General features: G+C 72.3%; 9 protein-coding genes. 5 read left to right on the top strand and 4 right to left on the bottom strand.

Annotated elements, in window-relative coordinates; genetic code table 11:
* Window positions 1–12: 12 nt before the first annotated feature.
* Window positions 13–1,686, bottom strand: a complete 1,674-nt coding sequence (locus tag QEZ54_RS35555) for a tryptophan 7-halogenase (RefSeq protein ID WP_281309185.1) — start codon at window positions 1,684–1,686, stop codon at window positions 13–15.
* 150 nt (window positions 1,687–1,836) lie between these two features.
* Here QEZ54_RS35555 and QEZ54_RS35550 point away from each other — a divergent pair, with 150 nt between their 5' ends.
* On the top strand, window positions 1,837–2,538 hold the full coding sequence (locus QEZ54_RS35550; protein ID WP_281309184.1) for a hypothetical protein: 702 nt from the start codon (window positions 1,837–1,839) through the stop codon (window positions 2,536–2,538).
* A gap of 49 nt (window positions 2,539–2,587) precedes the next feature.
* Here QEZ54_RS35550 and QEZ54_RS35545 read toward each other — a convergent pair whose 3' ends face one another.
* Entirely contained in the window at window positions 2,588–8,251 is a 5,664-nt protein-coding gene (locus tag QEZ54_RS35545; RefSeq protein ID WP_281309183.1) for a ThuA domain-containing protein, read from the bottom strand.
* 345 nt (window positions 8,252–8,596) lie between these two features.
* Between QEZ54_RS35545 and QEZ54_RS35540 the strand changes: the two genes are divergently transcribed.
* The 3 genes from QEZ54_RS35540 (at window position 8,597) to QEZ54_RS35530 (ending at window position 10,556) form a co-directional block, all read left to right on the top strand.
* Complete coding sequence (locus tag QEZ54_RS35540) at window positions 8,597–9,160, top strand: YceI family protein (RefSeq protein WP_281309182.1); 564 nt, start codon at window positions 8,597–8,599, stop codon at window positions 9,158–9,160.
* A 90-nt stretch (window positions 9,161–9,250) separates the two neighbouring features.
* Entirely contained in the window at window positions 9,251–10,372 is a 1,122-nt protein-coding gene (gene dusB, locus QEZ54_RS35535; RefSeq protein ID WP_281309181.1) for a tRNA dihydrouridine synthase DusB, read from the top strand.
* Complete coding sequence (locus QEZ54_RS35530) at window positions 10,320–10,556, top strand: hypothetical protein (RefSeq protein WP_281309180.1); 237 nt, start codon at window positions 10,320–10,322, stop codon at window positions 10,554–10,556. The genes dusB and QEZ54_RS35530 overlap by 53 nt, the downstream gene beginning before the upstream one ends.
* A gap of 47 nt (window positions 10,557–10,603) precedes the next feature.
* Here the strand turns inward: QEZ54_RS35530 and QEZ54_RS35525 are convergent, their stop codons facing one another.
* A complete protein-coding gene (locus tag QEZ54_RS35525) occupies window positions 10,604–11,326 on the bottom strand; it encodes a helix-turn-helix transcriptional regulator (RefSeq protein ID WP_281309179.1) in 723 nt (240 codons plus the stop codon).
* A 169-nt stretch (window positions 11,327–11,495) separates the two neighbouring features.
* Between QEZ54_RS35525 and QEZ54_RS35520 the strand changes: the two genes are divergently transcribed.
* Entirely contained in the window at window positions 11,496–11,939 is a 444-nt protein-coding gene (locus QEZ54_RS35520; RefSeq protein WP_281309178.1) for a DivIVA domain-containing protein, read from the top strand.
* Window positions 11,940–11,967: 28 nt separating this feature from the next.
* Here QEZ54_RS35520 and QEZ54_RS35515 read toward each other — a convergent pair whose 3' ends face one another.
* Entirely contained in the window at window positions 11,968–13,035 is a 1,068-nt protein-coding gene (locus QEZ54_RS35515) for an NADH:flavin oxidoreductase/NADH oxidase (RefSeq protein ID WP_281309177.1), read from the bottom strand.
* Window positions 13,036–13,163 lie beyond the last annotated feature (128 nt).

Here is a 13,163-nt window from a genome sequence, read left to right as displayed (position 1 = left end):
ACCAGTCGCCCGTCATGCACTCGGCTCCGACTCGCCGCTGTCAGGCGACTCCGGCTCGGCCGCGTCCTCTGTCTCCTCGACCGGCCCGTCCCCGGCGGCCCCGGTCTCGGCAGCGGCGTCGGGCGGTCCGTCGAGTGCCCCCTCGGCGGCCAGGACGCCGATCAGGACGGCGTCGAGGACGCGCTGGGTGCCGTCGACGCCGCGCTGCTGCTGGCCGAGCGTGACCAGCGGCAGCTGGGCCGTCGGTTCGGCCACGGCGGCGGCGACCGGGTCGGCGGCAGCGGGTACGGGCACGACCTCCTCGACCGGGACGTCGGGCACCAGCTCGACCGGCAGGCCCTTCAAGCCGGGCGCGTGCCGCGAGGTCCGCAGCACCCGCAGCACCATCGCGGGCGTACGCAGCACGTCCGGCGGCACCAGCAGATGCTGCACCGTGGTGAACAGTCTCCGCAGCTCCGGATCCACCTGCGTGGCGAGCTGCAACCGCCGCGAGTACTTGTTCAGCACCGCGATGCCCTTGGGCCGGTCCCCGGCCGTCTCCGGGTACGCGAAGTCGCCGCCGGAGGCGAACTGCCACGGTGTCGCCACGATCCGGGAGGCCTCCTGGTAGAAGGCGCGGGCCATGTCGGCGGTCGGGGCGCCGTGCTCGTCGAGCAGCCGTCCCAGCGCCACCGCCTGCATCGCCGCGCAGGTCATGCCCTGCCCGTAGATCGGATTGAAGCAGCAGAACGCGTCGCCCATCGCCAGGTAACCCGCGGGCACGTACGTGAGCTGCTCGAAGTGGCGGCGGCGGCTGGACGGGAAGCCGAACGAGACCACGTCGGTCAGCGGTTCGGCCCGGTCCAGCAGCCGGGTCAGCCCCTGGTACGGCAGTGCCCGCGCGTGCGCGGCGAACGCCTCCCAGTCGCCGCTGGCCGGGAACTCGCCGTGCCAGCCGCCCATGGTGACCAGCCACCGGTCGCCCTCGATCGGCAGCGCCATGCCGGCCCGCCGCTCGTGCGGGGGCGCGGGCAGGATCAGCAGCGCCTTGCCCTCGGGCAGGTCGCCAGGGGCGCGGCGGAGCAGGCGGGTCGCGTACCCCACGTTGATCTTCACCTCGGAGGCTTCCGGCGTCGGGAAGCCCAGCGCGGCGATCCAGCGGTCGGAGCGGGCGCCGCGGCCGGTGCAGTCGACGACCATGTCGGCGGCGAAGTGGCGGCCGTCGGCCAGCGTCACGCCGGTGACCTGCGTGCCGTCGCCGGTCAGCGCCGAGACGGAGGTGTCGTCGTACACGGTGACGTTGGGCAGGGCGGTGAGCCGCTGCCGCAGCGTCAGTTCCAGCAGCGGGCGGCTGAACGAGACCAGGTTCAGCCCGACCGGCTGGCGCGGGTAGAGCGCCCCGAACCGGAACACCGCCATCGAGATGCCCGGTTCGAACGGCACCGCCCCGGCGGCGACGAGGTCGTCGACCAGCCCGGGGAAGATCGCGGTGAGCGCCTGCTGCCCGGCGGCGAGCAGCACCGCGCCGTGGTAGCCCTGGGGCACGCCGCGCCGGGGCACGGCCTGGTCCGGCAGGCGGTCCCGGTCGAGCACGATGACCTGGGCGTATCCGCCCGCCAGGACGCGGGCGACGCTGAGTCCGGCGATACCGGCACCGATGACGACAGCCGTGCCGCTGCGCGAAGGGATGTGATCGGGGTGGGTCACCGGGACATCTTCGCGCCACGCGGCGCCGAGGTCGAGCGCGGGCGGCGACGGAGGCCGGCGCGGGCGGCAGGGCGGGTCGGGTGCGGCTGGCACAGAGTAGACAGTGCCAAGGTCTAACGATCAACGCGAATCGATACTAAGGTCAAGCGGGTGACGCAATCTGCCGCGATGCTGGTGGGCGGGCTGCCCGTCACCCTCATGGCGATCGCATTCCTGTGGATCACCGCCCGCGCTCAGCACCGGCGCGACGGCGGGGCGCCGCCGCGCCTGAACGCCGCCGGCCGGGAACGGCTCGCCGCCGAGGCCGACGAGCTGGAACGGGTCGCGGCCGAGGTGCTGGAGCTGGCCCGCGAGGCGGTGCACACGGCCGAGCGGACCGCCGCCGAGCTGGCCGAGGCCGAGGCGGCACGCGACGTCGCCTGGCAGGAGCACGCCGCCGCCACCGAGCTGCTGGACGAGGCGAACGCCGCGGCCGCGGCGCTGCCGACCGAGACCCCGCTGCCTGAAGGGGACCTGCGCGAGGTGGCGCGGGCGGCACGGGCGGCGTTCAAGCGCGGCGACCTGACCGCCCAGCAGTTCCACGCGGTGTGGCAGCACGTCGACGGCTGGGACCAGCAGCGCCAGGACCATTACCACGACCTGCTGCGCCGCCGGGCCGACGACGCCGAGGCGGCGCGCCGCTTCCACATCGCGGCCGGCAAGGAGCGGGCGGCCCGGCGGGCCGCCGAGGTGGCCCGGCAGGCCTCGCACGCGCTGACCCAGGAGGCGGCCGACGCGGCGTACGAGGCGCAGGTGGTCAAGAACCTGATCCGCGACAGCTCCCGCCGCCGCTGGCGCCGCAGCAACGCCTGACCCCCGCCCCGCCGGCGCGGGAACGGGGGTCAGGACGGATCGCGGGCTGCTACGAGGCGTACACGGAGAACGTCGCGACCTGGCCACCGGCGGCGCCGGTGTTGGCCGTGAAGTTCAGCCGCACGTAGCGGGCCGAGGCGGCGGTGAACGTGATGGTCACCGTGTTGCCGGTGGCCGGGTTGAAGGTGAGGGCCGCTGAGGCGGCAGCCGTGGTGTAGCTCGACCCGTCGGTGCTGCGCAGCACGGACAGGGTCTGGGTGCGGCTGCCCCAGCCCGAGGGCAGGGCCAGCACGACCTTGCCCACGGTCTGGGCGCTGCCCAGGTCCACGGTCAGGGTCTGCGGGAAGCCGCCGCCGCTCTCCCAGTACGTGCCCGCGTTGCCGTCGACCGCGTTGGCCGCCGCGTACGTCTGGGTGTGGCTGCTCTCGGCGATCGACCGGTTCAGCGCCAGGTCCGGGTTACCGGTCCCGCCGCCGCTGCCGAGCACCTGGAACTCGGCCAGCTGCCCGGCCGGCCAGCCGCTGTTGGCGGTGATGGTCAACCGGACGTGCCGGGCCGACGCGCTGACCGGGATGGTCGCCGTGTTGCCGGTCGCCGGGTCGAACGTGTACGTCGCCGACGGCACCAGCGTGGTGAAGCCCGAACCGTCGGTGCTGCCCAGCACGGACAGCGTCATGGTGCGGGCGCCCCAGCCCGGCGGCAGCTTCAGCACGACCGAGGTCAGCGTCGCCGCCCCGCCCAGGTCCACCGTGATCTGCTGCGGGAACTGGTTGTTGGCGCTCTCCCAGTACGTGTTGACGTCGCCGTCGACCGCGTTGGCCCCGGTGTAGCTCTGCGACACGCTGGTGACCGTCACCGGCTTGCCCTGCGCCAGGTTGGTGACGCCGCTGATCCCGTTGCCGGACAGGTTGATCGCCAGCGTCGGGTTGCTCGCGTTGCTGCTCACGGTCACCGTGCCGGTCTTCGCCCCCGCTGAGGCGGGCGCGAAGGTCACGCTGATCGTGCAGCTCGCCCCGCCCGACAGCGACTGGCCGCAGGTGTTCCCGCTCAGGGTGAACCCGGTGCCGGACGCGCTGATCGAGGAGAGCTGCGCGGCGGTGGTGCCGGTGTTGGTCACCGTCGCCGTGCGTACGACGCTCGCGCCCACGGCCGTGTCCGGGAAGGACACCGCCGAGGCGGTGAGCGTGGCCGGGGTCTGGCCCGGGGTGCCGTTGCCCGACAGCGGCACGGACACGGTCGGGTTGCTGGCGTTGCTGCTGATCGTCAGCGTGCCCGAGCGCGAACCGGTGGTGGTCGGCGCGAAGACGACGTTGACGAAGCAGTTGGTGTTCGCGGGGATGCTGCTGCCGCAGCTGCCGCCGGTGCCGACCGAGAAGCCCGCCCCCGACGTGGTGATCGAGTTGACGGTCGCGGCGCTGCTGCCGCCGTTGCCGACGTACACCTGGCGGACCACGCTGGACCCGATCGAGGTGTCGGGGAAGGTGATGCTCGGCGGGCTGACCGACAGCGTCGGCGGGATCGGGTCGATGCCGGTGCCGGACAGGTTCACCGTCAGCGTCGGGTTGCTCGCGTTGCTGGCGAGGGTGAACGTGCCGGTCTTGGCACCGGTCGAGGTGGGCGCGAAGGAGACCATGGCGAAGCAGCTCGCCCCGGCCGCCAGGGTGCCGGTGCAGTTGTCGGTCCGGCTGAACTGGGCCGAGATGCCGGTGCCGGACAGGGTGGCCGCGGCGGTGCCGGTGTTGGTGATGGTCACCGTCACCCCCGGCGTAGTCGTGTTGATCACGGTGTTGCCGAAGGCGAGGCTCGCGGGCGAGGCCTCCAGGGTGGCGCTGCCCGGCTGCGTACCCCCGCCGAAGATCTGCAGCTCGGAGAGCTGCGCGGCGGGCCAGCCGGTGTTGGCGGTGACGGTGACCCGCAGGTAGCGCACCGACGTGGCGGTGAACGACGCGCTGGCGGTGTTGCCGGTGCTCGGGTCGAACAGGTACCCGGCCGAGGCCTTCAGCGTGCTGAAGTTGGTGCCGTCGGTGCTGCCCTGGACCGTCAGGGTCTGGGTGCGCGCACCCCACGACGCCGACGGCGGCAGCTTCATCGTGATCGAGCTGACCGACTTGGCCGAGCCGAGGTCGGCCTGCAGCCACTGCGGGAAGGCGTTGTTGTTCGACTCCCAGTAGCTGTTGGCGTTGCCGTCGTTGGCGTTGCCCGCCGGGAAGCCGCCGCCGCTGGTGCTGGCCGACATGGTCGCGCCGACGGCCAGGTTGGTGTTCGGGTCGGCGCCGGTGCCGGTCAGCGCGACCGTGACCGGCTGCGGCGTGGTCGAGTTGGTCACCGACAGCGTCCCGTTGCCCGCGCCGACCGCCGTCGGCGCGAACCGCACCGTGACGGTGCAGGAAGCGCCTGCGGCCAGGCTGACCGGGCAGTTGTTGCTCTGGGTGTACGGACCGGACACCGCGACCGCCGACACCGACGCCGCACCCGTGCCCGGGTTCGTCACGGTGACCGCCTGCGCGGCGCTGGTCTGCCCGACCGTGACCGACCCGAACGCCAGGCTGCCCGGGGTGACGGCCAGCGTCGAGTTGTCCGACACGCCCCGGCCGACGAAGTCGACCCAGTTCACGTTGAAGATCGAGCCCTGGCCGGTGTCGCCGGCCGGGTTCTTCGCGATCAGGAACAGCGGCCCGGTGGCCGTACCCGCCCCGGAGATGGTGGCGGTGGCGTCGGTGTACGTCTGCCAGCCGCCCGTACCCGCGAAGGTGGCCGTGCCGACCAGCGGCCCGGTCACGCTGCCGGTCCGGACCTCGACCCGGCCGCCGGAGCCCGGCGAGGCCACCCGGATGCGCACCGAGTCGATGTTCGTCAGGTTCACCGGGGTGTACGACCAGAAGTCGCCGTCCTCGATGAACCCGAGGTTCTGGAACCCGCCCGCCGGGTCGGAGGTCGTCTCCCGCACCACGCCCGGGTCGCCGCCGCCGATGCCGCTGGGGGCGCGACCGGTGCTGTTGAAGAACTCGGCCTGCTTGTGCTTGGGCTGCAGCACCCGCGTCGACCGGCCGGTCTGGGCACCGACGCCGCCGGGGCCGCCCCTGTCGGTGTACGTCGCCTCGATCACGCCGAACGTGTTGGCGTCGTCGCCGTGGCCGGAGCCGAGCGAGGTCTGCACGATGCCCGAGCAGCCGGTGTAGCTCTGCATCGGGTGCGCGTGCTCGTCGTGGCCGAGGTAGTACTGCACGGTGACCCGCGAGCAGTCGATCGTGCCGTCCTCGGGGTCGGTCACCGCGACGGTGAACCGGACCTGGTCGCCCCAGGTGAAGAAGCCGCCGTCGACCGGGGTGGTCAGGTTGACCGTCGGCGCGGTGTTGCCGACCGCGATCGGCACGTTGGCCACCCCGGTCCTGCCGCCCGGGTCGCGTACGGTCAGCTGCGCGGTGTAGTTGCCCGCCGTGCTGTACGTGTGCGCCGGGTTGGCCGCCGTCGAGGCCTGCCCGTCGCCGAACGTCCACGCGTACGTGATCGCCTGCCCGTCCGGGTCGCGTGAGCCCGCGCTGGAGAACTGCACGGTCAGCGGGGTCGGGCCGGAGGTCGGGGTGCCGGACGCGACCGCGATCGGCGACCGGTTCCCGGAGTTGTAGTCGATGCGGTAGATGCCGGAGTCGGCGTTGTTGCCGCCGAAGCCGGTGCCCCACTCGATCAGGTACATCGCGCCGTCCGGCCCGAACTCCAGGTCCATCGGGCGCAGGAAGCTCATCGAGGCGAACAGGTTGTTGATGTCGACCAGCGACTTCCCGTCCGGGGTGACCTGCATCGTGTACAGCTTGTTCTGGTTCCACTCGCCGAACAACGCCTTGCCGTCGTAGTAGGCGGGCCACTTGCGGTCCGACACCAGCGCCGCGCTGTACCGGTAGACCGGCCCGCCCATCGGCGCGCCGCCGCCCCCGATCTCCGGGAACAGCGGGTTGCCGCCGTAGTCGTAGTCGACCGTGGCCGGGCGCGCGGGCGGCAGGTTGGTCAGGCCGGTGTTGTTGGGCGAGTTGTTCACCGGAGCCGCGCAGTTGTAGGCGCCGCTGCTCGGCCCGGACGGGAACGTGTAGTCCACGTAGGCGTAGTTGTTGCCGATGCAGTACGGCCAGCCGTAGTTGCCCGCCGAGCCGACGATGTTCCACTCCACGGTGCCCTCGGGGCCGCGGTTGGCGTTGGCGGCACCGGCGTCGGGGCCGTAGTCGGCGACGTACAGCGTGTTGGTGGCCTTGTCGACGCCGATGCGGAACGGGTTGCGGAAGCCCATCGCGTAGATCTCGGCCCGCGTCTGCGCCGTGCCCGGCGCGAACAGGTTCCCCGCCGGCACCGTGTACGTGCCGTCGGCCTGCGGCTTGATCCGCAGGATCTTGCCGCGCAGGTCGTTGGTGTTGCCCGCCGAGCGCTGCGAGTCGTAGTCCTGCCGCCCGGCCCGCTCGTCCAGCGGGGCGAACCCGTCGGACTCGAACGGGTTGGTGTTGTCGCCGGTGGCCAGGTAGAGGTTGCCGGCGCTGTCGAAGGTCATCGAGCCGCCCGCGTGGCAGCAGGTGTTGCGCTGCGTGGTGACCTGGAGCAGCACCTTCTCGGTGGCGGGGTCGATGGTGTCGCCGGAGACGGTGAACCGCGAGACCTGGTTGCGCGGGCCGCCGGTGGTGGGCGAGTAGTACAGGTAGATCCAGCCGTTGGCGGCGAACGACGGGTCCAGCCGCATGCCGAGCAGGCCGTCCTCGTTGCCGGTGAAGACCGGCAGCGTCACCGCGGTGACCGTGGTGCCGGTGGTCGGCTTGATGATCTGCACCCGGCCGTCGCGCTCGATGTAGAAGACGCGGCCGTCGGCGGCGACGTCGAGCTCCATCGGGTTGCTGGTGTTGCTGTCCAGGGTGACCTTGGAGAAGCCCGCGTCGCGGGTGGCGCCGCAGTCGGCGCCGACCGCGTTGGCGGTGGTCTGGATGCCGCCGAGCAGGTGCGCCCGGAACGCGGTGTCGCTGAACGCGGCCGCGTCGTGCCCGGCCGCCGTGTACCAGGAGCGGCCGCCGTCGTAGTTCTGGCACCAGGCGATCGGGTGGTCGGCGCCCATGGTGGCGGTGCCGGGCGCGTAGCTGCGCTCGTCCAGGCTGGCCAGCACGTGTACGCGGCCGCGCGGGTTGCTCTGGAACGCGTACCACTCGTCGGAGCGGATCCACTTCGCGGGCAGCGAGGCGGTCGACGGGTGCGCCGGGTCCTCGACCTTCACGGTGGCGTTCTGCACCGCCGGGTGGCTGGAGAAGTAGGCGCCGACGAGGCTGCCGTACCAGGCCCAGCCGTACTCGGTGTCGGAGGCGGCGTGCACGCCCGCGTAGCCGCCGCCGGCGCGGATGTAGCGCTCGAACGCGGCCTGCTGGTTGGCGTCGAGGACGTCGCCGGTGGTGCTCAGGAAGACCACCGTGGCGAAGCGGGCCAGGTTGGCGTCGGTGAACGCGGCCGCGTCCTCGGTGGCCTCGACGGTGAACCCGTTGGCGGCGCCGAGCTGCTGGACGGCGGTGACGCCCGCCGCGATGGAGTCGTGCCGGAACCCGGCGGTCTTGCTGAAGACCAGCACGTTGTAGTTGGCCGCGTGGGCTGCCGCGGGCAGTCCGACCAGCCCGGTCAGGGCCAACGCGGCGACGGTGAGCAGGCGCAGAAGGGCTGCGCGCAGGGACGGACGCGCGGGACGGGCGCGGGACACGAGAGTCTCCTCGTCATTGCGGGACGTGGGAAGACCCTTCGGGTGAGCGGCCCCGGAGGGGGTTTGTGGCGCCGGTGTTTCGAAGCAGTGACAAATTTGCACGCTTACAGCAACTCTTGTCAATGAGAGTTAGGAAAATTGCATGCCGATCCACAGTGGATGGCACACGCCCTCGCCGCCGCCTCTTTGGCGCGAATCCGGCATGACCGAAACGCCGGGCGGTAAAGTGGCGCGGGTCACATGCCCGCAAGGGCGCGGAATAGTTGAACCTTCAATGACATTGAGTACGCTGTAGCGGTAGTTGAACAATCAACCACCACGAACCGGCAGCTAGAGGAGCACATGATGAGCACGACGACCGGCCCGACCCTTGCTGAACTCACCGGCACCTACACGCTGGACGTGGCGCACAGCCAGATCGGCTTCGTCGCCCGGCACGCCATGGTCACCAAGGTTCGCGGGGCGTTCAACGAGTTCGAGGGCAGCGGCTACCTCGACGGCGGCGACATCAGCAAGTCGCACGTCAAGGTGACCATCCAGGCCGCCAGCATCGACACCCGCAACGAGCAGCGCGACGGCCACCTGCGCAGCAACGACTTCCTCGACATGGAGAAGTACCCGACGATCACCTTCGACTCGACCTCGGTGAAGCAGCTCGACGGCGACACCTTCCAGGTGACCGGCGACCTCACCATCAAGGACGTCACCAAGCCGGTGACCATCGACTTCGAGTACCAGGGCGCGGCCACCGACCCGTTCGGCAACCACCGGATCGGCTTCGAGGGCTCGGTCGCGATCAACCGCAAGGACTGGAACGTGACCTGGAACGCGGCCCTGGAGACCGGCGGCGTCCTCGTCAGCGACAAGATCACGCTTGAGTTCGAGATCTCCGCGATCAAGAACGCCTGATCCGCCGGTGCCGCCCCATCCCGCCCGTGCCAGGGTGGGGTGGGGCACACGTCTGTGGGGGCGGCGCCGCGGTGTGGGATTCTTGACGGCGTGACCCTGCAGCTCGGAACGTACCCGGTGGACCCGCCGGTGGTGCTCGCACCCATGGCGGGCATCACCAACGTGGCGTTCCGCCAGCTCTGCCGCGAGCAGGGCGCGGGCATCTACGTCTGCGAGATGATCACCACCGTCGCGCTGGCCGTCCGCAACCCGAAGACCGACAAGATGATCGAGTTCGGGCCGGACGAGCACCCCCGCAGCATGCAGCTGTACGGCGTCGACCCCGTGATCACCGCCAAGGCGGTGCGGCGCGTCGTCGAGGAGAACCTGGCCGATCACATCGACCTGAACTTCGGCTGCAGCGTCAAGAAGATCACCAGCAAGGGCGGCGGCTCGGCCATCCCCTGGAAGCGCAACCTGTTCGGCGCCATCGTCAAGGCCGCCGTCGACACCGCCGCGCCGGCGGGCATCCCGGTGACGATCAAAATGCGCAAGGGCATCGACGACGACCACCTGACGTACCTGGAGGCGGGCAGGATCGCCCAGGACGCGGGCGTGGCGTGGGTCGCCCTGCACGCGCGCACCGCCGCCCAGCGCTACTCCGGCGAGGCCGACTGGGAGTCCATCGGGCTGCTCAAGCAGGCCCTCGACGTGCCGGTGCTCGGCAACGGCGACATCTGGGAGGCCGACGACGCGCTGCGCATGATGCGCGAGACCGGCTGCGACGGCGTCGTGGTCGGGCGCGGCTGCCTCGGGCGGCCGTGGCTGTTCGCCGACCTGGCCGCCGCGTTCGCGGGGCGCCCCGAGCGGGTCATGCCGAACCTCGGCGAGGTCGCGCAGGTCATGCGGCGCCATGCCGAGCTGCTGGTGCAGTGGTGGGGGGCCGAGCGGGAGGCGGTCACCGACTTCCGCAAGCACGTCGCGTGGTACCTCAAGGGCTTCCCGGTCGGGCCGCAGCTGCGCCAGGCGATGGCGATGTCCTCGTCGCTGATGGAGCTCGACGACCTGCTGGGCAAGCTGGAGCACGACGAGCCGTTCCCGGTGGCCAACCTCGGGCAGCCGCGCGGGCGCACCAACTCCCCGGCCAAGGTCGTGCTGCCGTACGGCTGGCTCGACGACCGTGACAGCGCCGCCGTCCCCGAAGACGCCGAGCACGACGACTCCGGCGGCTGAGCCGCTGGACGCCGACGGCCTGGCCCGGCCGCTGGGCGCCGAGGGCGGCCCGTACGCGGACGAGCCCATGGCGGCCCTGATCGTGCACCTCAACCGCGAGGTCATGCACCGCGGCGGCGAGATCGCCCTCCTCCGCGACCTCTACCGGGCCACCGCCGCCGACGCCCACCGGCTCCGCCGTTAAGAAGGGGCCCTGCTACCTCGCAAAGCGATAAGAAGGGTCCCTTCCTTTCATCGGGGGGTGTGGGCGGCGGCGAGGACCCAGTCGAGGCGGGCGGCGGAGAGCGGCACCAGGTCGCCCACCAGCCCGCCCAGGTGGGGCCGGACCGGGTACGCGTAAATCACGCCGGACTCCGGCAGCGCCGTTCCGGAGAGGGCGAACAGGTCGTCGACGCGCAGGTCGAGGGCTTCGGCCAGGGCGGTGAGCTGGTCGGGGGCGGGTGGGCGGTCGCCGGAGAGCAGCCGGGCGAGGGTCGCCTCGGGCAGTCCTGTGATCGCGGCCAGGCCGGGGGCGGACAGGTTGCGGTTGGCCATCAGGCAGCTGAGCAGCGCGCCGAAGCCGGCGCCGGGGACCGTGTCGTCGGTGGAGGTCGGCGGTTCGGGCCGGGCGGGCCACAGCGAGCGGGCGAAGCGGCGCAGCCGCAGCAGCTCGGCGGGCTCGCCGCCGCGCGCCAGCAGCACCAGCTCGGTCACCCGGGCCTGGGCCTGCGGCGCGGCCGGGCGCAGTTCGGGCGGGACCGGCCAGCCCGCCGCGGCCAGCAGGTCGGCCGGGCGTAAAGCGAGCGCCATGGCCAGGGCGCGCAGCAGCACCGGATGCGGCTCCAGCGAGCCGCGTAGCAGCAGCTCGAGCTCGTCACGGTCGAGATCGGGCAGGCGGGCGAGGTGGTCCGCGTACAGGCCGCGGTTGTCCAGCAACCGCTGCAGCAGTACGCCGAAGCCCGGCGCATCGGACATGGCGGTAACCATAGCGGCCGCACGCTTCCGGCGCCCGCCCCGAATACGCCCGGCGGGCACCGCCTCGCCGCGCGATACGCCGCATAGGGTGTGCCCACACCATATGCGGCGTATCGCTGCTGCGTATGCCGTTGCCGAGCCGGTTGACAGGGCTGGCACCATGGCCCGCGTGGCTCCAGATTTCACCGTCGTACTGCGCGGCTTCGACCGCGAAGAGGTCGACGCCCTGCTCGCCGAGTTCGCCGCCGGTGCCCTCGCGCCCGAGGACCTGACCCGGGTCCACTTCACCGTCGTGCTGCGCGGCTACGACCGCGACCAGGTCCAGCAGTACCTGACGCTGCTGGCGGCCGGTCCCGCGCCGCAGCGGCCCGATCCCGGCCCGGCGCAGCGCCAGCCGGTGTTCGGCAAGGCGCCGTTCCTCGTCAAGGGGTACGACCGGGCGCAGGTGGACGCGCTGGTCGCACGGGTGGCGCCGGTGCTCGCCGGCGGTGGTGGGATCACCGCCGACGAGATCGAGAACGCCGTGTTCGGCGCGGCCCGCAGCGGCTACGACTGCGAGCAGGTGGACCGGGGGCTCGACGCGGTCGTGCACGAGCTGCGCGGCCGGGCCTGAGGCCGGGCAGGTCTGCGGGCCGAGCAGCTCAGAAGGCGCGCAGGTACTGGTCGGGCCAGTGCGGCTCGGCCCCTAGCTTGGCCAGGGCGCGGCGCGGCCAGTACGGGTCGCGCAGCAGCTCCCGGCCGAGCAGCACCAGGTCCGCCTGCCCGTCGGCGACGATCCGCTCGGCCTGCTCCGGCTCGGTGATCAGCCCGACCGCGCCGGTCGGCACGACCGCGTCGCGGCGCACCCGCTCCGACAGCGGCACCTGGTAGCCGGGCCCGATCGGGATGCGCGGGTCCGGGTCGGCGCCGCCGGAGGAGCAGTCGATGAGGTCGGCTCCGGCGCGGGCCAGCTCGACCGAGAACCGCACCGAGTCGTCGACGGTCCAGCCGTCGGCGTTCCAGTCGGTGGCCGAGATCCGTACCAGGACGGGCAGTTTCTCGCCGACGGCGGCCCGCACCGCGCGGACCACCTCCAGGGCCAGCCGGGTGCGCCCCTCCCACGATCCGCCGTAGCCGTCGGTGCGGTGGTTGGTCAGCGGCGAGTAGAACTCGTGCAGCAGGTAGCCGTGGGCGGCGTGCACCTCCACCGCCTGGAAGCCGGCGGCGACCGCGTACTGCGCGGCCTGGGCGAACGCGGTGACGACGGCGTCGATCCCGGCGCCGTCCAGCGCGGCGGGCGTGCGGTAGGTCGGCAGGAACGGCTGGTCGCCGGGGCCGACCGGGGTCCAGCCGCCGTCGGTGTCGGCGACACCGCCACGCGCGGTGGCGAACGGCCACCAGGTCGAGGCCTTGAACCCGGCGTGGGCGAGCTGCACCGCCGGGACCGCGCCCTGCGCCGCGATCGCCTCGGTGATCGGGCGCCAGGCGTCCACCTGCGCCGGTGACCACAGACCGGTGTCGCGCGGGGAGATGCGGCCCTCGGGGACCACGGCGGTCGCCTCGGTGATGATCAGGCCCGCGCCGCCGACCGCGCGGCTCACCAGGTGGGCGAGGTGCCAGCCGTTGGGACGGCCGTCGTACTCGGCTGAGTACTGGCACATCGGCGCCAGGGCGATGCGGTTGGGCAGGGTCACGTCACGCAGCTTCAGCGGCTGTGCCAGGGGGCTCACGGACCCAGCCTACGACCGGCCCGCGCGGGCCAAGCACGGTCGTGAGGTGCGTCGCAGGACGGAATATCCGCACGGTGAAAGGGCGGGCGGTCCCAGCGCCGCCCGCCCTTTCACCGTTCGACCACTGC

Origin of the sequence: Catellatospora sp. KI3, from assembly GCF_029948125.1 — a bacterium.
In the GTDB taxonomy this organism is placed as follows: domain Bacteria; phylum Actinomycetota; class Actinomycetes; order Mycobacteriales; family Micromonosporaceae; genus Catellatospora.
This window is presented reverse-complemented; position numbering and strand designations above follow the sequence as displayed.